Source organism: Streptomyces sp. CB02261, assembly GCF_001905665.1.
In the GTDB taxonomy this organism is placed as follows: Bacteria; Actinomycetota; Actinomycetes; order Streptomycetales; family Streptomycetaceae; genus Streptomyces.
On sequence record NZ_LIVX01000005.1, the window covers coordinates 435945 to 456768 of the forward strand.

17 protein-coding genes and 1 pseudogene are annotated in these 20824 nt (G+C 70.0%); 9 read left to right on the forward strand and 9 right to left on the reverse strand.

The window, feature by feature from the left end; genetic code table 11:
• Positions 1–32: 32 nt before the first annotated feature.
• The gene (locus AMK29_RS19455; protein WP_073814819.1) at positions 33–2321 is read right to left on the reverse strand and encodes an MMPL family transporter; all 2289 of its coding nucleotides are present in this window, start codon (positions 2319–2321) and stop codon (positions 33–35) included.
• A gap of 175 nt (positions 2322–2496) precedes the next feature.
• On the opposite strand from AMK29_RS19455, the gene AMK29_RS19460 reads away from it, so the two are divergent.
• Both AMK29_RS19460 and AMK29_RS19465 read left to right on the forward strand, forming a co-directional pair.
• Positions 2497–3669 carry a sensor histidine kinase gene (locus tag AMK29_RS19460; protein WP_073814520.1) on the forward strand — a complete coding sequence of 391 codons (1173 nt, stop codon included), beginning with the start codon at positions 2497–2499 and terminating at the stop codon, positions 3667–3669.
• Positions 3644–4306, forward strand: coding sequence for a response regulator transcription factor (locus AMK29_RS19465; RefSeq protein WP_073814521.1), 663 nt, complete (start codon positions 3644–3646; stop codon positions 4304–4306). Before AMK29_RS19460 ends, AMK29_RS19465 begins: the two co-directional genes overlap by 26 nt.
• 167 nt (positions 4307–4473) lie before the next feature.
• Here AMK29_RS19465 and AMK29_RS19470 read toward each other — a convergent pair whose 3' ends face one another.
• The 3 genes from AMK29_RS19470 to AMK29_RS19480 all read right to left on the reverse strand — a co-directional run bounded on the left by AMK29_RS19470 (position 4474) and on the right by AMK29_RS19480 (position 8515).
• Positions 4474–4968, reverse strand: a complete 495-nt coding sequence (locus tag AMK29_RS19470; protein WP_073814522.1) for a hypothetical protein — start codon at positions 4966–4968, stop codon at positions 4474–4476.
• Between the two features lie 497 nt (positions 4969–5465).
• Entirely contained in the window at positions 5466–7811 is a 2346-nt protein-coding gene (locus tag AMK29_RS19475) for an ABC transporter permease (RefSeq protein WP_079196972.1), read from the reverse strand.
• On the reverse strand, positions 7808–8515 hold the full coding sequence (locus AMK29_RS19480) for an ABC transporter ATP-binding protein (protein WP_073814524.1): 708 nt from the start codon (positions 8513–8515) through the stop codon (positions 7808–7810). Before AMK29_RS19480 ends, AMK29_RS19475 begins: the two co-directional genes overlap by 4 nt.
• Positions 8516–8741: 226 nt before the next feature.
• Between AMK29_RS19480 and AMK29_RS19485 the strand changes: the two genes are divergently transcribed.
• From AMK29_RS19485 to AMK29_RS19495, 3 genes are all read left to right on the forward strand, one after another.
• Positions 8742–10055, forward strand: coding sequence for a sensor histidine kinase (locus AMK29_RS19485; protein ID WP_079196973.1), 1314 nt, complete (start codon positions 8742–8744; stop codon positions 10053–10055).
• Entirely contained in the window at positions 10052–10690 is a 639-nt protein-coding gene (locus tag AMK29_RS19490; protein WP_073814525.1) for a response regulator, read from the forward strand. Before AMK29_RS19485 ends, AMK29_RS19490 begins: the two co-directional genes overlap by 4 nt.
• A 315-nt stretch (positions 10691–11005) precedes the next feature.
• Complete coding sequence (locus tag AMK29_RS19495) at positions 11006–11335, forward strand: deoxyxylulose-5-phosphate synthase (RefSeq protein WP_073814526.1); 330 nt, start codon at positions 11006–11008, stop codon at positions 11333–11335.
• Positions 11336–11454: 119 nt separating this feature from the next.
• On the opposite strand, the gene AMK29_RS19500 is transcribed toward AMK29_RS19495, so the two are convergent.
• The 3 genes from AMK29_RS19500 to AMK29_RS19515 form a co-directional block, all read right to left on the reverse strand.
• Positions 11455–12147: a hypothetical protein gene (locus AMK29_RS19500; protein ID WP_073814527.1), complete on the reverse strand. Its 693-nt coding sequence runs from the start codon at positions 12145–12147 to the stop codon at positions 11455–11457.
• Positions 12148–12788: 641 nt separating this feature from the next.
• Positions 12789–14006, reverse strand: coding sequence for a protein-L-isoaspartate O-methyltransferase family protein (locus AMK29_RS19505; RefSeq protein ID WP_241845511.1), 1218 nt, complete (start codon positions 14004–14006; stop codon positions 12789–12791).
• A gap of 635 nt (positions 14007–14641) precedes the next feature.
• Positions 14642–15160 carry a hypothetical protein gene (locus AMK29_RS19515; protein ID WP_073814529.1) on the reverse strand — a complete coding sequence of 173 codons (519 nt, stop codon included), beginning with the start codon at positions 15158–15160 and terminating at the stop codon, positions 14642–14644.
• A gap of 242 nt (positions 15161–15402) precedes the next feature.
• On the opposite strand from AMK29_RS19515, the pseudogene AMK29_RS19520 reads away from it, so the two are divergent.
• From AMK29_RS19520 to AMK29_RS19535, 4 genes and pseudogenes are all read left to right on the forward strand, one after another.
• Positions 15403–15666, forward strand: a pseudogene (locus AMK29_RS19520) (IS5/IS1182 family transposase); the annotation flags it as partial.
• A gap of 42 nt (positions 15667–15708) precedes the next feature.
• A complete protein-coding gene (locus AMK29_RS19525) occupies positions 15709–16149 on the forward strand; it encodes a VOC family protein (protein WP_073814827.1) in 441 nt (146 codons plus the stop codon).
• 502 nt (positions 16150–16651) lie between these two features.
• Positions 16652–16801, forward strand: coding sequence for a hypothetical protein (locus tag AMK29_RS36435; RefSeq protein WP_158071329.1), 150 nt, complete (start codon positions 16652–16654; stop codon positions 16799–16801).
• A 193-nt stretch (positions 16802–16994) separates the two neighbouring features.
• Positions 16995–17846, forward strand: coding sequence for a universal stress protein (locus AMK29_RS19535; protein ID WP_073814531.1), 852 nt, complete (start codon positions 16995–16997; stop codon positions 17844–17846).
• Positions 17847–18129: 283 nt separating this feature from the next.
• Here AMK29_RS19535 and AMK29_RS19540 read toward each other — a convergent pair whose 3' ends face one another.
• Both AMK29_RS19540 and AMK29_RS35165 read right to left on the reverse strand, forming a co-directional pair.
• Entirely contained in the window at positions 18130–18630 is a 501-nt protein-coding gene (locus AMK29_RS19540) for an SRPBCC family protein (RefSeq protein WP_198942281.1), read from the reverse strand.
• Positions 18631–19345: 715 nt separating this feature from the next.
• Positions 19346–20623 (reverse strand): eCIS core domain-containing protein, encoded by a 1278-nt coding sequence (locus tag AMK29_RS35165; protein ID WP_079196976.1) that lies wholly within the window; start codon positions 20621–20623, stop codon positions 19346–19348.
• Positions 20624–20824: the final 201 nt, after the last annotated feature.

Consider the following 20824-nt stretch of genomic DNA (forward strand, 5'->3'; position numbering starts at 1 on the left):
GTGCCGGACGCCAAGGGCGGGCAGGAGTTGAGTCAACGGGCAACCGGGCGTGGACGCGGGGCCTCACCCATGGAGTCCCCGTCGGTGCCCTCGGTGCCCTCGGTGTCGTCGGTGCCCACCGGGCCGCGGGGCAGCATCCGGTCCAGCCACTTCGGCAGCCACCAGTTGGTCCGGCCGAGGAGGGTCATGGTCGCCGGTACCAGCACCATGCGTACGACCGTGGCGTCGATGAAGATGGCGGTGGCCAGGCCGAGCCCGAACATCTTCGTGGAGGGGTCCTCGGCGACGGCGAAGGACAGGAAGACCGCCACCATGATGAGGGCGGCCGAGGTGATGATCCGGGCGGTGCGCGATACGCCCTCGACGATCGCCGTGCCGTTGTCGCCGGTGCGCAGGTACTCCTCGCGTACGCGGGAGAGGAGGAACACCTCGTAGTCCATCGACAGGCCGAACAGGATGGCGAAGAGGAACATCGGGATGAACGACACGATCGGAACCGTCGCTTCCAGCCCGATGAGTGCGGCTCCCCAGCCCCACTGGAAGACCGCGACCATGACGCCGTAGGCCGCGCCGATGCTCAGCAGATTCAGCAGTACCGCCTTGAGCGGTACGAGTATCGAGCGGAAGACCAGCATCAGCAGCAGGAACGAGAGCGCCAGCACGGCGGCGACGAACAGCGGCAGGCGGTCGCTGGTGCGTCGGCCCACATCGGACAGGCTCGCGGCGGCGCCGCCGACGTGGGCCCTGGCCGGGCCGTGCCCGATCGCCGTGGGCAGCACGTCGCTGCGCAGCCGGGCGATGGTGTCGGCCGTGGCCTTGTCCTGAGGACTGGTGGTCGGGAACACCACGACGGTCGCGATGCCGGTGGCCCGATCGATGTGCGTCGGCGCGACGGACGCGATGCCCGGATCCGCCGCGACCGTCGCGACGAGTCGGTCCAGCACTCCCGGATCACCGGTGGGGTCCGCGACGATGACGAGGGGACCGTTGGTGCCCGGGCCGAACCCCTCGGCGACGAGGTCGTAGGCCCGGCGCTCGGTACGGCTGTGGGGCAGTGAGCCGTCGTCGGGCAGGCCGACGCGCAGGCCGAGCACGGGCAGCGTCGCGATCAGCAGCAGCCCCGCCGCGCCGACCGCGTACGGCACCGGGTGCCGGCTGACGTGCCCGATCCAGCGACGCCACCCGGCGGCGTGGGCGGCGCCTGCCGCCGGGTCCCGCCGCCGTGCGAGTCGGCCCGGCTTCCTGGTCTGCAGAGCCCGGCCGATCCGGCCGGCCCGGGCCAGCCGCGGGCCCGCCGCGCCGAGGAAGGCCGGAAGCAGCGTCACCGACGCGAGCACCATCGTCAGGACGACGATCGAGACGGCGACCCCGCCCACCGTCATGAACGGCACGTTCGCGACCGCCAGGCCGAGGATCGACACGACGACGGTGCCGCCGGCGAAGACCACCGGCCGCCCCGCCGTTGCCACCGCTCGTCCGGCCGCCGTCTGTGGATCGAGCCCGCGCGCGAGGTACTCCCGGTGCCTGGCGAGCACGAACAGCGCGTAGTCGATGCCCACTCCGAGCCCGACCATGCTGCCCAGGACCGGCGCGAAGGTGGGGACCTCTGTCACCCCCGCCAGTACCGTCATCGTGGCGACCCCGACGGTCAGCCCGAAGACCGCCATACCGATCGGCAGCGCGGCGGCGACGAGCGAACCGAACGCCAGGAACAGGATCGCGGCCGCGGCGAGGAGACCGATCAGCTCGCTCGTGCCGCCGTTGGGATCGGAGAAGGCGTAGAAGAGGTTCCCGCCCATCTCGATGCGCAACGGCAGCTCGGCGCGGAGCCGGTCGCCGAGATCGACGAGGGCGTCGAGGTCTTCGGCCGACAGCCGGCTCTGGTCGGGGTACTGCACCCGGACGACGGCGATCCGCCCGTCGGCCGAGACGAGGCCGCCGCGCACGGCCGTGTCCCCGCCCGCGTCGAGTGCCCCCGCCGGATCGCTCGTGCCGAGGACGTGCGGCAGCCGCTTCACCTCGGTCTGCAGCCGCGTGAGAGCGGCGCGCGCGCCGTCGTCGCCGAAAAACGTCGCAGTGCCGTCGAGGGGGGTGACGACCACTTGGGCGGTCATCCCCTCCTGGCCGGTGCCGGCCCGCTCGATCAGTTCCGCGGCCCGCTGGGAGTCCAGTCCCGGAGCGGTCATCGAATCCACATTCCGTCCGCCGAAGGCGACGGCGGCGAGGACGGCGAGCGTGGCGGCGACCAGCCATGCCGCGATCACCCGCCAGGGATGGCGGGCGGCGCTTGCGCCCAGGCGCAACAGGGCTTTCGAGAGCATCGGGTCCTCCAACCACCTCGTCGGCCGTCCTTGTACGGCCGCCGATGCCGAGACTCGTCGCTACGGCTCTCCGAGGCATCGGCCCGCAGGCCGCGGATCCATCGGCCTCGGGGCGGAGTGACGCCCCGTCCTTTCGGCCGATGCGCTGCGCGCCGCAATCCCTAGGCTGAGAACCGTGCTCCGAGACGACCTGCGAACCCTGTGGACCGAACCCCGGCCGCCCGACGCGCCCGCCCGCGTGCGGCGGGACTGGGCGCTGCTCGCAGCGGGCCTTGCCGGTGTGGCCCTGGAGGCCACCCTGCGCGAGAACGTCGTGTGGCGGCCGGTGGCGGTGGTGCTCGCCGTATGGCTGTGCCTGCTGCTCTTGTGGCGCCGGACCCGCCCGCTGGCGATGGTGACACTGGCCTTCGGCTCGGTGATCGTGCTTCCGGTGGCCTCGCTCGTCGCCGCACCGCCCGAACCCGTCGGCCTGAACACCGGCGCGGTCGTGCTCGTGCTGGTGTACGCGCTGCCCCGGTGGGGATCGGGACGCGAGATCGTGCTGGGCGGCGCGGTGATCCTCGCTACCGGCGCGCTGTGTGTCGTCACGGACGACACCCCGGTCGTCGAAAAGGTCGTGGGCTTCGTCTTCCTGCTGCTGCCCGGCGTGGTCGGGGCTGCCGTGCGGTTCCGGGTGACCGCTCGCGAGCGGCAGTTGGAGCAGGTGCGCTCCCGCGAGCGCGAGCAGCTCGCCCGGGAACTGCACGACACGGTGGCCCACCACGTGTCGGCCATGGTGATCATCGCCCAGGCGGGCCGGGTGCTCGCGGGCACCGACTCGTCCGCCGCCGTCGAGGCGCTGGAGGGGGTCGAGGAGGAAGGGGCGCGCACGCTGGAGGAAATGCGCGCCATGGTCGCCGGGCTCCGCGACCGCGGGGTCGGCGCCGAGCTGGCGCCCCCTGCCGGAGTCGCGGATCTGGAGCGCCTGGTGCGCACTCCGGGGGGTCGCCTCAGGGTCGACCTGGGGCTCGACGGCGAACTGGACGCGCTGCCACCGGCCGTGGACGCGGCCGTCTACCGGATCGTGCAGGAGTCGGTGACCAACGCGCTGCGTCATGCGGTCGACGCGACCGAGCTCGTCGTTCGGGTCGCAGCGGAAACGCACACGGTACGGGTGAGCGTGCGCGACAACGGCCGGCGCACCGGTCGCGGTCGTGACGGATACGGACTTACCGGACTGCGCGAGCGCGCGACCCTGCTCGGCGGCACACTACGAGCCGGCCCGGGTACCGACCGGGGCTGGTGTGTCGAAGCCGAACTGCCGAGAGCGAGGAGCGAGAGCGGTGTCCATTCGCGTCCTCGTCGCTGACGACCAGACGATCATCCGCACCGGATTGCGGATCATGCTGAACGCCCAGCCCGGCATCGAGGTGGTCGGCGAGGCCGCCGACGGGCGGGAAGCGGTGCGTCTGGCCCGGGAACTGCGCCCCGACGTCTGCCTGTTCGACATCCGCATGCCCGTACTCGACGGGCTCGAGGCCACCCGGCTTGTCGCCGGCCCGGGCGTCGTCGACCCGCTGGTCGTGGTCGTCATCACCACGTTCGACCTCGACGAGTACGTCTACGGCTCACTGCGTGCCGGCGCCCGCGGATTCCTCCTCAAGGACACGGGACCGGACCTTCTGGCGCAGGCCGTACGGTCGGCGTCCCACGGTGAGGCGCTCATCGCGCCCAGCGTCACCGTCCGTCTGCTCCAGACATTCGCGGACCTGCCCGCCGGCCGGCCCGTGGCCCAGCCGGTCTCTCCCGTCACCGCCCGCGAGGAGCAGGTGCTCCTCGCCGTCGCTCGTGGGCTGACCAACACCGAGATCGCCGATGCACTGCACATCAGCCTCAGCACGGTGAAGACGCATCTGGCCAGCCTGATGGCCAAGCTCGGCGCCCGCAACCGGGTCGAGATCGCGATGTGGGCCTACGAGACGCGCCGTATCCTCCCCGGAACCTGAGCCGGGTGCCGGGCCATGTCCCATGTGTCCCGCCCGGACATCAGTGCACCGGTCGGCTCACCGGGCGCAGGACGGTTGGCCCCCGCCATCAGTCGGTCAGAGGACAGCAAGTGGTGCAGCGCCGTGGCTCTTGGCTGCGCTCCGGCCCTGCACCATCATGCCCCTGTTCAGACCCCGATCTGAACGCGAAGGCTGTTCGTCTGGAATTGCTGGCCGGTCTCCTTGTTCTTGACGAAGGCTCTCGCGTAGATTTCCTCGGCGCCCAGTTCGGTGTGGAGCCTTTCACTGCTTGTCGTGAACGTCGCGGTGCGGGTTTGTGCTGAGGGGCTGATATTGACGTGTCTGCCGCGAAGGATGAGGTCGTCATCATCGCTGTCCTGCTCCCACAGGTCGACCCACGTCTCGAATGGGAACTGGTTTCGCGTCTCGAATGAGCTGAAACGCAAGGTGTACTCGATGGTGATGGTCCACCTGTCGCCGGCCTGCCGCGGCGTGATCGTGACACCGCTGACCGAGGCCGCGGGGAGGACGAGGCTGGGCGCAGCCGCAACAGAGGCTGCGCCTTCGGCGGCAGGCGTCGTTGTGACAGCTGATGCTGTCGGCACACTCGCCACTAGCGCCAGAATTGCCGCCGTGGATACGATTGCCTTTCGATTGCGCATGGTGACCTTCCAACGGGTGGTCTTTCAGCTTCCGTGGTATCGTTCACTGCCCGAATTTGCGACTGGGCGGTGCGACCCTAGGGCGACGCCTGGTCCGACGAATCCCCGATTCCCTCCGGCAGTCGCATCTCGTTCGACCGGCTCCCCAAGTCGGTGGAGATGGCACGGCGTTCACCGCCGTACGGGCAAGGCCCGAGGGTGACTGTGGCTGAAACCCCTGACGCTGAGGCGGCCCACATCAGAAGCCTAAAACGGTGTTTCTCTTCGCGCATCTGAGCCACGGCGCCGGGGGAGGCGGCTGTGACGGCGTCGGCTGTGCATGGGTATTCGGCGCCCGCTGCGATAGCGGAGGTTCGGCCTGTTCGACCTCTGTGTCGGTTTGCTGGTCAGACCCTGCACTCCCGCAGCAACGGCGAGGCGACGCGTACCTCTTGGGATCAACCGCCCCCACCGCCGCGTGCGGTGGGGGGCGGAAGCAAGAGTGCGGTACCTGTCCTTCATTCGGTGCGCAGAGCGGTGGCGGTGCGGGCCCTCGCGGCCCAGCCCGCGGGCAGGAGCGCGCCCAAGGCGGCGATGAGGAGGCCGCCCAAAGCGAGTGGAAGCAGTTCGGCCGTGTGGTAGACGGCGATGACGGAGTCGGGGAGACGAAGTCCCGCACTGTCGCCCATCGCGGGGAAGACCCAGCCGTGCAGGGTCACGCCGAGCGGCACACCCAGCGCGCCCGCGACCACACCGGTCAGGACGACCGAGGTGAGGACCATCGCGATGGTCTGACGGGGGGTCATGCCGAGCGCCTTGTAGACACCTGTCTCCCGGACGCGCTCGCGGGTATCGAGCAGTACGCCGTTGAGCACACCGAGCGCGGCGACGGCGACGAGCATCAGCGTGAGGAGCGCGGACAGAGAGTTGAGCGTGACGACCATGTCGCTGCCGTCGGCGAGCCCGCCGGCCCGGGCGGTGGCGCCCAGCGGCGCGAGGCCCTTGTTCAGCGCGTCGACGTAGCCGGCGACGTCGGTGCCTGACGCGACCGCGATGTGATGGCTCGTGTCCGCCAGGTCGGGGTGCGCGGCCGCGAGAGTGGCCGCGTCGGTGAAGACCTGCATGCCGTCGTTCCGGGGGTCGAGGACCTCGCCGATGATCCGAACCGTGACGGGCCGGTCCAGGCCGTTCACGGTGACAGTGTCGCCGACGCGGGTGCCGGTGGCGGCCAGGAAGGGCGTCGGGACCACGGCCTCGCCGGGCTTGTCGATCCAGCGGCCCGAGACCATGGTGTAGCCGCCCCAGGAGGCGTCGCCGGTGAAGGCGATCACATCGACGATGCCGGTCACGCCGGACACCGTCGCCCGTACCCGCGCGGCGCTGTAGTGCTTCCCGGTTCCGGCGTCGGCATCGATGGCCGCGGCCACCGCGGCGGGGTCGGCCCGGGGCTGCTTCTTGGAGCCAGGGCCCTGGGGGCCGAACGGCATGGGCGCGGGCACGGTGACATCGGCGACGTCGTGGGCCTTGGCCTTCATCACCTCGCCGAGCGAGGCCACCATCCCGACGGTGAACGTGACGGCGATGGTGCCGAACAGCACCGCCGTGCCCATGGCCAGCGCTCGGGCGGGCCGTGCGAAGGGCCGGGCCAGGCCGAGCGCGACCGGCTGCGGCAGCGGCAGCCGGTCGGCCAGGCGGGCCGCCCACCGGCCGCGCCGCGTCGACGTGCTGCGCCCTACGGCGAGCGCGTCGACCGTACGGAGCCGGCCGGCCCGCCAGGCACTCGCCCACGCGGTCGCCGCGACCAGACCCAGCACCCCGGCGATCACTGACGCGTCGACCCAGGGGGCGATCGCCAGAGAGGAGGAGCCGTAGACCTCCTCGGTCTCGGCCAGTACCGGTACGGCCAGCAGGTGGCCGGCGAGGACACCGACCGCCGTGCCGACAGCGGCCGGGATCAGTGCCTGCCCGACGTAGGCCCGTACGACCTGGGTCGGGGTGAAGCCGATGGCCTTGAGAATGCCGATGCGGCGGGTCCCCGCGCCGACCGCCGCCGCGACGATGTTGCCCACGATGAGCACCGACATCACCAGGCCGAGGGTGCCGAACGCGATGAGGAACGGGACGTAGAGGGCGGTGTCGCGCTCGGCGTTCTTCTTGACGGTGAGCCAGGACTGCTTGCCCACGGCGGCCCTCGGCGGCAGCCCCTCGGTCACGGCCTTACCAGCCGCATCGACCTGGGCGGCGGTGCCCGCGTCGGTGAAGCGGTACAGCATCTGGTAGCCGCCGCTGCCGGGTGCGGTGAGCGCCGGCATCTGGGACGGCATCACCCACGCGTCTGCGGTCTGCGTCACCGACCGGGCCACTCCGACGACCGTCAGCGTCGGGCTGACGGACAGCTCGGGGAAGGTGACCTTCATGCCCAGGATCGGGAGGAGCGAGGAGCCGGCGGACAACACGAGCTCACCGGAACGCGTGGGCCACCGCCCGTCGAGCAGCGCCACCTCGTCCACGTCCCCGCCGGGATCACCTCGGCCGACCACGGTCATCGGCCACCCGGAGCCCGCCCCGTCCGACGTCGGGGCGACCGTCGCCGTACGGAACGGCCCTGCCGCACTGCTCACCCCTTCGGCGTCCGCGGACTCCGACAGTCGCGCAGCACTCACCTGGTCCGCGTCGAACTCGACGGACAGGTGCGCGCCACGCTGCTCGGCGAAGGCGTCGGCGAAGGGAGCGCCGGAGACCACGAGCAGCGTTCCGCCGAGGACGGAGGCGGCCACCGCCATCATCGTGGCGAGCCCGATCACCAGCGTCTGCACCCGACGCCGGCCCACCCCCGACCGCACCACCGTGGCGAGGGCGCTCATCGGACGGCCTCGGAGGCGACGGCGGGCGACACGAGGTCCTCGGTGATCCGGCCGTCGGCGATCCTGACCGTACGGTTCGTGCAGGACCGGGCCAGAGCCAGGTCGTGGGTGACCACCACGATGGTCTGGCCCTCGGCGTTGAGTTCGGCGAGCAGTCGGCTGACGTCCTGTCCGGCGGCCGTGTCCAGGGCCCCGGTGGGCTCATCTGCCAGAAGCAGCGGCGGCCGGTTCATCAGTGCCCGTGCCACCGCGACGCGCTGCCGTTCACCGCCGGACAGCCGCCCCGGATGGGCGTGGGCGTGCCGGTCGATGCCGAGGGTTTCCAGGAGCTGTGCCGCCCGGCGGGCCGCATCGCCACGTGCCATGCCCGCGAGCCGCGCGGGCAGGATGACGTTGTCGGTGACGGTCAGGTCGTCGAGGAGGTTGAAGAACTGGAAGACCATGCCGATCTTCGACCGCCGGTAGCGGGCCGCCCCTGCCTCGCCGAGGCGGTCCACGCGCACGCCGTCCACGGTGATGGACCCCGCATCGGGCCGGTCCAGGCCGGCGATCAGATTGAGCAGCGTGGACTTGCCGCTGCCGGAGGGGCCGAGGACCGCGACGGCCTCGCCGGGCCGCACGATCAACGACGCCTCCTGCAGGGCGGGCAGGGCGTCGTCGTAACGACGGCTCACCTCACGCAGTTCGATCACTGGCCTGGTCATGAACGGGCTCCTTCGATACGGGCGGCACGCAGGGCATCTGGCTCCCGGAACGCTAAGAGCGCGCCGCGCCGCCGCGCGTCACCCGCCCGGACCCTTCGCCGCACCACATCGGGACCACCTGCCGGAACGTCATCCCTGCGATGTAGCCGCCCGATGTACACGGGCGCCATGAACAGCCGTCGAGGCGGACTCCCGGGGCTCCGGTGGCGGCGACAATGAACCGGTGATGTACGTACGTACGATGCTGGAGCAGCGGCTGTCGTCCTCGGTCCGCGAGACGGTCCGCGACGCCAGGCTCCCGACCGGTCCGCCGCCGCGCCTCAGCCGTCGCGCCTGGTGGTTCGACGTACTGGTGGCGCTGGCGCTCGGCATCACCACGGTCTATTACGGCATCGACAACACGAACAACGTCGTGGTGCGAGAGATCGCCCCCGGCGTGCGGTACGTCGTGCCGCGCCCGGCCGGCCCGGGCGGCATGGCCCTCATGGTGACCCTCGCGATCGTTGCCTCGGGGGCCCTGGCGCTGCGCCGCCGCTTCCCGCTCACCGTGCTGTGCGTCGTGACGGTCGCCGTACTGGCGACACCGCAGAGCGTCATGCGGCTGACCTTCTACGCGTTCGTAATCGCCGTCTACAGCGCTGCGGTCCACAGCCCCTACCGGGTCGCGACCCTTGCGGCACTGCCGGTATCGGTCCTCATGGTCGGCACCTCGGGGAACTCGGTGACACCGATCATCCCCAACGAGTACATCGCCCTGCTGATCCTGGTCCCGATGGCAGGAGCCGCCCTCGGGCTGCGCACCTGGAAACTCCGGACCGACGAAGGCCGCACCCGACTCTCCGACCTGGAACGACAACAGGCCGAGGCACTGCGCCGGGCGGTCGAGCACGAGCGCGCGAGGATCGCACGCGAACTGCACGACGTCGTCACGCACAACGTCAGCGTGATGGTCATCCAGGCGGGCGCCGCCCGCAAGATCATGCAAACGGCCCCCGAGCAGGCCGGCGAGGCGCTGCTCGCCGTCGAGGCGAGCGGGCGGGCGGCCATGACCGAGCTGCGCCACGTCATGGGACTGCTCACCATGGCCGACGAGGGCGAGGAGACGTACGGAGGCGGAGACCTGGCCGACACGGCGGCCGAGCTGGCCCCGCAGCCCGGCCTGGATGAGCTCGACACGCTGGTCGGCAGGGTCCGGAACACCGGACTGCCGGTCGAACTGACCGTGACCGGCCCGCCCCGCCCCCTGCCGCCCGGCGTCGAACTCACCGCCTACCGCGTGGTCCAGGAGACCCTGACCAACACCGTGAAGCACGCCTCCGGCGCCACCGCCGCCGTGACCATCGAATACAGCCCGGAACGGCTCCGGATAGAAGTCACCGACACCGGCGGACACCCAGGCGCGGGCGCGGCCGCAGGCAACGGCCGGGGCCTGATCGGCCTTCGCGAGCGCCTCGCCGTCTACGACGGAACCCTGAACGCCGGCCGGCGCCACACCGGCGGTTACCGCGTCGAGGCCCTGATCCCCTTGGAGGCACCGTGACCGAGCCGCTGCGCGTGCTCCTCGCCGATGACCAGACCCTGGTCCGCACCGGATTCCGGTTGATCCTCGGCGCCGACGGCATCGACGTCGTCGCTGAGGCGACCAACGGAACCGAGGCGGTCGAAGCCGCCCGCCGCACCCGTCCCGACGTGATCCTGATGGATGTCCGGATGCCCGAGACGGACGGCCTGGAAGCCACCCGCCGCATCCTCACGGGCGCCCCCGACGAACCCCGCGTCATCATCCTGACCACCTTCGACCTCGACCGGTACGTCTACGCGGCACTGTCCGCCGGGGCCAGCGGCTTCCTCCTCAAGGACGTCACCCCCGAACACCTGACCGCGGCCGTCCGCACGGTCCGTACCGGCGACGCTCTCCTCGCGCCCGCCATCACCCGCCGCCTCGTGCAGTGGTTCGCCCAGCGTGGCAGCGACACCGCCGCCCTCCACCGCGACCTCGCATCGCTCACCCCGCGCGAACTGGAGGTCCTCGGCCTGCTGGCCCGAGGACTGAGCAACGCCGAACTCGCCACCCGCCTCCACCTGGCCGAGGCGACCGTCAAGACGCACGTCGCCCGCATACTCGCCAAGCTCGGACTCCGTGACCGCGTCCAGGCCGTCATCGTCGCCTACTAGACGGGACTGGTCAGCGTCGGCGCACGCGAGGCCGCCCAGCGGTCCACGAAGCAGACGTAAACCGAAGCGGAGGCGTGGGGGCACCTGCCGGAACCTGCGCCTGTGCCGGTGGTGCACGCCTCCGAACTCGTACAACGGTCGCCGATGCCCGATGCCCGATGCCCGATGCCCGATGCCCGATGCCCGATGCCCGCGCCCGATGCCCGCGCCCGCGCCCGATGCCCGCGCCCGGAGGCAGGGCCTGTCTCGTCGATCCTGCTGGACGTCACGCAAAACTGGTCGAGTTCATCCCGGACGAGCCGTACTCTGCCCCACATGGCCCACGCGAAGACCTCCTACGTCTGCCTGCCCTGTCGGGCCTCCTACAAGCAGCCTTACGTCGGTGACCGCGACCGGCTCTGCCCACGCTGTGCCGAGCCGCTGATCCATGTGGGTTCCGCCTTCGCAACGCCGCGGCGGCGCGACACTGCTGCCTGGCGGACCCTGTCGGTACTGCTGAACGCCGGTGTCCGCTTCCACAAGAGTTGTTGTGGCGGCCCTGGCTATCGTCCGCGCACACTCGGCGAGGTGCGCGAGCGGATGGCATACGCGCGAAAGACCGGTGAGCCGTTCGCGCGCGCATTGGTGCGTCGCGAGGTGCCGTAGCCCTCGCAGATGCCGAGGGATCCATCGACTGGAACCGATGCCGACCGGGAGGTCCTGGACGCCGCGATTGGCCGGCTGTCCCCGGACCACCGGATCGGTATCCGGGCAGAAGACGAGCCTCACCCCTCCGGTGCGGGATCTGGGGACACATGATCCCGGACCTTTCCGAGCCTCTGCTCAGTCACCTGGCCACGGATCACAGCCCGGAGCGACTCGCGGTCGCCGGCACGGGCGGCGAGACCGTCGAACCATGGCCCTGCGCCTGGCCAGTCGAACGGCATCGACCCCTTGGGCCAGGCTGCGGCGAGTTCCCGCGCGAGGGCCAGTCCCTCTCCGGCCAGTTCGTCCCGGCCTGCCGCCGCTGCGACGAGAACACTGTCCTCCATCTCCAGAACGGCAGCGCCGTGCCCCTTCTCCAGACGACGCCGAGCCTCCGCGTGGTACTCCCGTACGATCCCGTCGATCGACGGCGGCTCATCGAGCGTAAGTCGGCTCTGCTGTCGCAGCGCGCCGACCGCATGGGCGAAGTCCCGCTCGTGGCGGCCGAAGAGAACCGGATCGGGCATCCCTGACGGGCGAGCCAGACGCTGCCCCAGCATCAGGGACACCACCGGGAACTCCCTCGTCAGCGCATGGACGTGAGCTGTCGGGATGTACCCGTCGCCGCCGGTCGTCCGGTCAAGACAGATACCTTGCACGACCGGGCCGATCCGACGGAGCAGGTGCAAGGACTTCCAGGTGTCGAACCCCGGAAACTCCGCGGCCCACTCCTTCGTCACCCGCCCAGCGGTGGGAACAACCGACTTGGTCATGGATTCACCTCCCTTGTGATCGACACTCGGGAAGCTGCCTGGCACTCAGATGCGCCTGCCTCCGCCCGAATCCCTTCCCGGGATGCAACGGGGTGCACGCGCACGGCAGGGGCCCGGGGGCCGCTCTCACCCGACAAGGCTTCGCCGCCCCAGCCCGCCCCCTCGGCCGGAGCCAATCGGCGTGGTGATCGTCGCCCGTTGACAGAGAGGCATGTGGGAGAGCGGGCGCCAACGACCCCGAGTCCACCCTGTCTGATGGTGATGGGGGAGTGTGGGTGGCGGAATCGGGGGCATGCGGGTGATGAGCGCATGGGACCGCTCTGGATATGCAGGGCTCTGCCGGACTTCCCCCTCCGGCGGGCCCGTGGGTGGTTGAACGGCCCGCACTGGGTAATAGTGCGGGCCGTTCGGCGCGTGCCGGTGCCATGTGGAGACGTGTGTCATGCGACGGCCGGCTTCGCACGCTCCCGTGCTCCCTTGCCCGACTCATCGGCGGCCCCGATGCGACCCAGTTCACGCGCGCCTGAGATCGGGCATCAGAGCTGACGAATACGATCTCCAGCCGGGGCGCAGGATACTGAGCACCTCGCCTGATGTAGGGGACTGGGGGGCATGAACGGCGACCGTGATGCGGTCTGCCGTCATCGGAGCTCGGGGCGCGAGACGGTGGGCAGCGGCGGCAGCACCCAGCCGAGGTCCCTCGGACCCGCGCCGGAGGTGACGCACTGCTCTCCGGTGCCGTCGCCGAGTTCGACGCGGTACGTCTCCGGTCGGCCTGCCTGCTCCCAGCGGGCGTGCAGGTCCTCGAGTTCCGCCCAGACCTCGCGCGGCCCGTGGACACGGACGGTGCCGTCGCCAGGGCCGGCCACGGCCCAGGATTCGTCTTCGGGGGCGACGATCGTCATCGTCTCGGCCTGGAAGTCCCGCACCAGGCCAGGAGCGAGGTACGCCGCGGCGAGCCAGAAGCCGTAGGCGTCGTCCGGTGGCGGCGCGAGCCGGGAGGGCCGCGCCGTGCCGGGGTCGGCACTGATCCGGGCGCGGTGGTCCAGGGCACTCAGCCACTGGTAGCCCAGCATCGGCCGGTACCCCCGCGGCCGACCCCGCAGGACAGCCTCGATCCGGCCCGTACCGGTCCTGGTGACGAGGAGCTGTCCGGGCCAGCTCGGCGTACGGGTCGCGAGCGTGGTGAGCGGCCGTCCATCCGGTGCGAGCTGCTTCACCCACGCGGGCGGGACACGGGGCACGCCGATGCCGGAGTGGATCTGATCGAACCGCCCGCCTTCCGGATGTCCGGCCAGGGCATCGCCCTCGACGACCGTGGCTTCCAGATCGAGCCGGTCGAGGTTCCGCTGCGCGAAGGCCGCCATGTGTCCGTCCCGCTCCACGCCCGTGGCGAGCCCGGGACCGGTGATGGTGGCGGCGAGCGCGAGGGAGACGCCGGGGCCGGGCCCGAGCTCCAGGTAGCGCTGGCCCGGCCGGATCTGCAGGGCTTGGAGGGCCTCGACAGTGGCGGGGGTGTAGGTGGACATGGACGTCATGTGGCCGCCGGTCACCGGCCCGCGGGCGAGCGCGTCGAGCGGCTCGCCGTCGCGCTGGAGCAGGATCGACTCGTCGCTGTGGATCAGGTCGAGCCACTCCTGACGGTCCCCGGCATGGGAGCCGTCCAGGAGGATCCAGTCGATCGGATCGGCACCAGGCCCGCTGACCCGTACGTAGGCATGGGGCAGCAGTACTTCACGGCGAACGTGGCGCAGCGCGTCGCGCAGATGGGGGTCGGTCAGAACGCCCGCCGAGGTGAGGCGGTCGACCATGGCGGCGCGCAGGTTGCTCGTCGCGTCTGCGTGGACGTCAAGAGACATGAGAGCTCTCCTTCGTGCGAGCGGGATGGAGCATAGCGGTCGGGCGGCGGGCGGGGGAGGACCACAGGAGGCCGACCGGGATGAGGGTGAGCGCGGTTCGGACGAGCAGCGCCGATGTGCACCGAAGGGCCGCGGCGATGCCGTCGGCGGTCATCACCAAGAAGGCGCCGCCAGCCCTTACGGACAGCGGGGTGATCCGCGGGATCCGCGGAGCGGCGGCAAGGGTAAGTGGGTTGCACCGGCCGCTTTTCCCGACGTCGGGATCATCGATCCCCGAACTGTCCTGGCGGCACCTTGACGCTCCCACCGATGTCGTTCAGGTAGGCCAGCGTGTCTCGTGCGAGTTCCTCCAGTTCGACACCTACAACGAGGAGGCCAGACTGTCCGTCCGACCGCACAGGGGTATCGGGCGGTCGCTACCGGGTACGACACGCGCGGGTACGTCTTCCTCGGCAGGGCCACGGCAGCAGCCCTCGTCATCTGGCTCCGTACCTGAGCCAACGTGGATTCTCAGAACCCCGTATCGGCGGGCCGCTGGCGCCCACACGGAGCCGGGTTGCCGTTCTTGTCGAAGACCTCGGAAGCGTTGGCCGAATTCACCCACACTGTGATGCCGGGAGGGGAACGAGTCGGGCTCAGCCTCCCCCGTGGTCTGCTGCTGCGGCCCAGCGGCGGATCTGTAGGTCGGGATGGAGCCGGGCGGATGCGAGTGTGGTTTCAAGTAGTTCGTGCAGGTGTGGCGGGTAGGCCGTGCGGGAGGTGGGCAGATCCAGCAGGACACAGTGGCCCATCCACAGGTCGGTGGCTGCGGCGAAGACCCGTAGGGCTGCCTCCAGCCAGGCGGCCTTGATGTCCTGTGACTCGTCCAGTGCGGGATCACGCACCCCGCCGGGGGCGTACGCCGGAGACCGGTCTGCACGCAAGGGTACGTGGGCGCTGTACCAGGCCCGCACGGCACCAGCGCGCTCGGCATCCGTGCCGACCCGCAGGTAGTCGACCAGTGCCGTCACACGGCGGCGTCCGAACGCATAGACCGCCGGCTCGACGAACCAGCGGCAGAAGCTGGGATCCGGGTCGTACACGGCTGCCGCCATCAGCGGGGCGAACCACTTCTCGGGCAGACTTGCACGTTCGAGCAGGGGCTTACGCACCACGTGGGCGAGGTGGCGGGCATGTCGGTCTTTCCACGGGGACGTCTACGACGCCCAGCAGCCGGGCCACCTCTGTCACGCATGTCAGGAATGAACGCGGTTCTTTGCCGTGCTGCTCGTCTTCGGCCACGGCAGCATTCTGGACTGCCCGGGTCGGCAGGCGCAGCCCCGGTGGCTCTTGGTACTTGGGCGGAAGAGCACTTGCTCGGCCTCTTTGGGTGGAACGATCACGGCGTGGCTGGTGTGATCACACCATCGCCGAGCGGTCGAAGAACTACCGGTACTCCACCGACCACCAGGTCGTCATCGACACCGACACCAGCGCGTCGTCGTGGTGGGCCGACCGCTCTCCGGGAAGCGAAACGACTACAAGGCGTGGGAGGAATCCGGGGCCAAGGCCGCCGTCGGCAATACCCTCGTGATCGCCGACGGCGCTTGCCCGGGCATCGGACTCGTCATCCCACACCGTCGCGAGCGCGGGCCGGACAGAACTGCCGGACTGGGAACATCCGAGGCCACCACCGGCTGCAAACGAAAAAGGAGTACTCAGCATGGCGATTCAGCGGATGGATAACGTCGGCATCGTCGTCGAGGATATGGATGCTGCCATCGCGTTCTTCGTGAAACTCGGTATGGAACTCGAGGGCCGGGGGGAGGTTGAGGGCCTCTTCGCCGACCAGTGCACCGGACTCGACGGCGTCCGATGTGACATCGCGATGCTCAAGACCCCGGACGGGCACAGCCGGCTCGAGCTCGCGAAGTACCGTAGCCCCGCTGTGATCAGTGCCGGTCCGCGCAAGCGGCCGCACAACATTCTGGGCACGCACCGCGTCATGTTCGCCGTCGACGACATCGAGGACACCGTTGCCCGTCTGCGCCCTCATGGTGCCGAACTCGTCGGCGAGATCGCCCGGTTCGAGGACAGCTATCTGCTCTGCTACCTCCGTGGCCCGGAGGGCATCATCATCGGACTGGCTCAGCAACTGCACTGACACGCGGCACAGGCGGAGCCGGAGCTGGGGAGAGGAGCTCGGCGCCCGATCGATCAGCCGCCGCAGCGCCCGGCCCGGCCCCCAGCCGGCACGTCGGCGATCCGTGCTGCGCAGGATCCGCGTACCGGACCGCGTCCGTCAGCACCCCAGGGACGACGCCGGTCGGCTGGGCATCGGGCCCGTTCCGTACAGGCGTCGGCTTCTACGCACGGGCATACTCGCCGGGGGCCAGCGACGACGGTCGGGAATCCACCTGCGCAGGATCCACACGACGGCGCGCAGCTTCCAGTCGCCGGGGGAGCGGACTTCGGAGATGAGCGCGGCGGTGCTCCTGCCGATCGACCGCGACGCTTCCTCGCTCGACTCCGGGTCCAGGAGTCTGTCGCAGTTGAACCAGGCCAAGCCCCATGCGACCCGGATTCCGTAATTCCAAAGAGCTGAGCCCGCGAATGTACCTGGACGCAAGGGATGGAAAAGAACACGTCATCGTCACGCACCGCGAGTGAGCTGCGGATGGCTCTGTCTCACCCTCCAGCCCTACGGGCGCCCTGCCCCTGGCCCCCGGGCCAAGATCGTCATGAGAGTGCAGTCCTACGTCTCCCTGCTGATCTTCGGGCTGGAGGTCACCGGCGCCGTAGGCGTCCTCGCCTGAGCGATTGACGACTCCGGACGAGCCCCGCGCCCTGATGCGTGGGCCCGGACGGGGCACTTCGGCGGCGTCGCCGGTCGTGACGCGCCGCAGTGTTTCAGCGACTCGGTAGCTTCTCGGCCAGGTGCCCTCACACGTGGACGCCCATGGGTCACGCGCCGACCCGTCGATGACCGTCCGAAGCAAGGAGAGTCGCATGTCCCGACCGATCACCGTGGGAGTGGACGGCTCCGAAGGAAGTGTGGCGGCACTGGACTGGGCCGCCGACGAAGCGGCGCTGCGCGGCACCACCTTGCGGCTGGTGTACGCCACCCGATGGCAGCAGCACCAGCTGCAGGCGGTCAAGGTGTCGCACCAGGACCGTGCCGATGAGGCGGAAGGCGTGCTCGCCCTCACCCAGCAGCGTGTCCGGGCTCGGCGCCCGGATCTGGAGGTGACCGCCGACGAGATCGAGGACGCCCCCGCGAACGTGCTCCTCGCAGGTGCTTCGGACGCTGAGCTGCTGGCGGTCGGATCGCACGGCCTCGGCAGCGTTCGCGGCTTCGTGGTCGGTTCGGTGGGGCAAGAGGTCGTCGCGGACGCGAAGCGCCCCGTCGTGCTGGTGCGCCCCGGGTACGGAGAGGCCGGAAAGGCTGCCGTAGGCGGCAACGGCCCCGGGAAGGTGGTTCTCGGACTCGACGTGAACGAGGTACACGACGAGCTCCTCGAGTTCGCGTTCGACTTCGCCGGGCGCCACAGTGTCCCGCTGGAGATCCTGCACAGCCGGCACCGCTCCTTCCTGCATCACTCCACGGCAGCGGAAGACCCGGACACGCAGTCGGCGCTCTCCGGCGCGGTAAGCCCCTTCCGTGCCAGGTTCCCGGCAGTGGAGTTGACCGAGGTGGCCGCTCAGGGCCGACCGGCCGAGCACCTCGTCGAGGCGGCGACGGACGCCCGTCTCGTGATCGTCGGCCGACGCAGGGCGGCCAAGGGTTCCCACATCGGGTCCGTCACCCACGCCGTCATCCACCACGCCTCCTGCCCGGTGGCCGTGGTGCCGCACACCTGATGGACCAGGCGGCCGTGCATCCACCCCGGCCGCTGTCCCGTCCGGCCCGTCCTCCCGCAGTGCCACGACCCAAGCGCCTGGATCCCGGTGTCACCCCCTGCCGACGGCGTGGACATCGGCTGGCCCGTTGCTCAAGCGGGGTGCGGCGTCATCAGGGCGATGTGCCACATCCAACAGGAGGTGGCTTCGGAGCACAGGTCAGCTTCGGAGCAAAGAGGTCATCTACGCACCGATGGGAGGATCCACACGCCACGCCGTCAGACGCCCTACTCGTGACGGCAGATCAGTCCGTCGCCTCGCGAACGTCCTTTCCCTGCTCCGCGAACGCCTTGAAATCCTGCATGTGCTGCAGCGACTGCTTGCGGAAGGCGCCGGGCATCAGAAGCCCCACCAGCTTCATCAGAAAGCCGCTGAACCGGTATTCGTTCTCGCTCTCCCAGAGCGTCGTTTCCGGGCCGGCTTCGGTAAGCCGGTCGCGCACGGCACTCCACATGCCCTCGCCGACGATCTCGCGGTCGAAGTGAACGACGCTCGTTCCCGGAACCTCGCGCAGGTCTTCCGGTTGCCGGCGTGTGATGGTCTCGGTGCACTCGATCTCGCGCCGGCCCATCTGCATCACGACCCGTGACTTGGTGCCGAGGTGCCCGTGCTCCCCACTCAGCGGCTCGTGCAGCACCAGGCCCCGCAGCCATTTCGGCAGGTGTGCCGGGTCGGCGAGCAGCTGGGCCACCTTCTCCCGCGGCAGGGTGATCTCGATGGAGACGGTGTATTTCATGGTGCGCATCAGTCTTTTCCTTTGGGGCAACGTGCTCTCGTACTGCCCGTTGTTCTCCTCGGTAGAGGGTACTGCATTTCGTGTCCCAGAATTGAAGCTGACGGGGTGCAGGGTGAGTATCTTCCTGCCTTCTAGGAATGGTCGGGTTCGCGAACTCGAGAAGCCAGATGCGGCGGAATGCAACCAGACTGGGTCCAGGCCGATAGTCAAGATCAGCACCGTCCAGAGCGTTCCGAAGCCACCCGCCCTGACACGCTCCGGCTCTGAATGTCGCCCCCTGGGGATGACGCCCCCACTGAGCTGTTGATCATGTCCCGGGTTGGGGCATGGACCACCGCATGGGAAAGCAGACCGAGTGGCCGAGGCGTGTGCTCTGGGATTGGCTGCACCGGCCAAGGGCACGGAGCCGTCCGGGTTGATCACTGTGTCGCAGGGTGACCACCAAGTCGCGTCCCGCGGGGATCCGGGCGTCTCGTCGGCCGGAGTTGAGCGCGGCGAGGAAGGCGGAGCCGATACGCCTCCGGGACTGCCCCGCTTTGAGCCGGTGGTTCGGGCGGCCTTCCTTGAGCCTGCAGCGTGCTGATGGGCCGGCAGGTGGTTGAGTCGATGCCGACCTCACTCCAGCCCAACCGGCCCTCCGCGTCGGCTCGGGCCTGGACGGCTCTGAGGATTCGGTCCCGGGCTCCTTCCTCCGACCAGCGACGATGGCTTGCAAAGACGGTCGCTACTCTCCGTTGATGAGCCGGTTCTTGATCTGGAGCAAATTGTCGAGCGCGGTGAAGATGTGTCCGAAAGCTGTGTTCATGTCCTGCATCGCGGGAGTGAACCAGGCATCGACGACACTCGCCCCGTGTCGCGTCCTGAGGTACGTGAGCGCGGCACGGTCGACGATCGTGTTGGCGAGAGCGGTGCGCAGCTCGGGCACGGACCTGAGACCGAGGTTCTCCTGGAAGATGTTGTCGGGGTGACAGCTGTTCGCCAGAGTCAGGATGTCCTGCTTGTACCGGCCGAAGAGCTCGGCGTTGTCGTCGTCGCCGTTTCCTGAGGGCACGGTCCCGTAGAGCGCGTGACGTCGGCGGGTGTTCAGAGTGGCGATCAGGTCAGGGGTGAGCTGATTCGCCGCGGTTGCCGCTGCCTGCACCCGGAGGCGCATGAACGCCACCGTCGTGTCGTCCTGGTTCATCCCGTCGCCCTGTACCGGGTGGAGCCGTCGAGCGAGCGCCCCGCCATTCGTCCTGCAAGCGGCTTTGAACTCGGTGGCCAGGGTCGAGACGTCGTTGAAAACGTGTTCCCCCTGCGCGTGATCGACTCCGGCAGTGCTGTTGTTCTGCCCGATCACCCGCTGGACCCCGACCTCCCCGGACCCGGTTCGCCGCCCCCGGTCGTCGGCTGGCGCGCGGGCGACCACCGTAGGTGCAGGACCGCTCATCACGCGGTCGGCGTTGGCCTCCGCCTCACGCTCGTAGCGGTCGGAGGGATCGGAGACCTTGAGCCCGGCGCCGTTGTCGGTACCGGCGACCGGTCCCTGGCGCTGCTGGATGACGTGGGTCAGCTCGTGGGCGAGGGTGTGCCTGTCGTCGCCGCCGGCGCCGATGACGACATGGTTGCCGGAGGTATAGGCGCGGGCGCCGACCTCGGCCGCGGAGGCCTTGGCCGCGCTGTCGTCGTGGACCCGGACGTCGGAGAAGTCCGCGCCCAGCCTGGACTCCATGTCGGTGCGGGTGGCGTCGTCGAGCGGACGGCCAGAGGTGCGCACCACGTCGTGGACGGCCGACCGCTGCACCGCGGGCCGCTCGACCGCCTGATGGCCGCAGCCGGCCGAGTGCTGATGCTGCTCCTGCGCCCAGGGGTGCCCGGCCTGGCGCAGGAGCTGGATCAGGGCCCTGTTCCCGGCGGTGCGCTGGATGTCCAGCGCGACGGACGGGGCGAGATGAGCTCGCGCCGCGGCCTGCTGACGCGGGCGTTCAGGATCCGGGGACCGATGGTCGGTTTGGCGGGCCATGGAGGTGGCGCCTTCCGTGCAGAGGGTCAGATTCGACCCCACGACACAGCATCGGACCGGCCGGAGGTATGCCTCGACGGGCAGGAGAGAGGGCAGCGTCAACTGCCCGAGCACCCAGACCGGAGCGGCCGACGGGACGAGGCCGGCCGCGCCCGGAGCGGCCGTACGCCCCACCGGGGCCGTCGCGCCTGCCAGCGTCGG

Excerpts from the sequence above, each read along its gene's own strand:
- AMK29_RS19535 (WP_073814531.1), top strand. The coding sequence starts at position 16,995 with ATGTCCCGACCGATCACCGTGGGAGTGGACGGCTCCGAAGGAAGTGTG.
- AMK29_RS19500 (WP_073814527.1), bottom strand. The coding sequence starts at position 12,147 with ATGACCAAGTCGGTTGTTCCCACCGCTGGGCGGGTGACGAAGGAGTGG.
- AMK29_RS35165 (WP_079196976.1), bottom strand. The coding sequence starts at position 20,623 with ATGGCCCGCCAAACCGACCATCGGTCCCCGGATCCTGAACGCCCGCGT.
- AMK29_RS19480 (WP_073814524.1), bottom strand. The coding sequence starts at position 8,515 with ATGACCAGGCCAGTGATCGAACTGCGTGAGGTGAGCCGTCGTTACGAC.
- AMK29_RS19470 (WP_073814522.1), bottom strand. The coding sequence starts at position 4,968 with ATGCGCAATCGAAAGGCAATCGTATCCACGGCGGCAATTCTGGCGCTA.
- AMK29_RS19505 (WP_241845511.1), bottom strand. The coding sequence starts at position 14,006 with ATGTCTCTTGACGTCCACGCAGACGCGACGAGCAACCTGCGCGCCGCC.
- AMK29_RS19525 (WP_073814827.1), top strand. The coding sequence starts at position 15,709 with ATGGCGATTCAGCGGATGGATAACGTCGGCATCGTCGTCGAGGATATG.
- AMK29_RS19495 (WP_073814526.1), top strand. The coding sequence starts at position 11,006 with ATGGCCCACGCGAAGACCTCCTACGTCTGCCTGCCCTGTCGGGCCTCC.
- AMK29_RS19455 (WP_073814819.1), bottom strand. The coding sequence starts at position 2,321 with ATGCTCTCGAAAGCCCTGTTGCGCCTGGGCGCAAGCGCCGCCCGCCAT.
- AMK29_RS19540 (WP_198942281.1), bottom strand. The coding sequence starts at position 18,630 with ATGCGCACCATGAAATACACCGTCTCCATCGAGATCACCCTGCCGCGG.
- AMK29_RS19475 (WP_079196972.1), bottom strand. The coding sequence starts at position 7,811 with ATGAGCGCCCTCGCCACGGTGGTGCGGTCGGGGGTGGGCCGGCGTCGG.
- AMK29_RS19485 (WP_079196973.1), top strand. The coding sequence starts at position 8,742 with ATGTACGTACGTACGATGCTGGAGCAGCGGCTGTCGTCCTCGGTCCGC.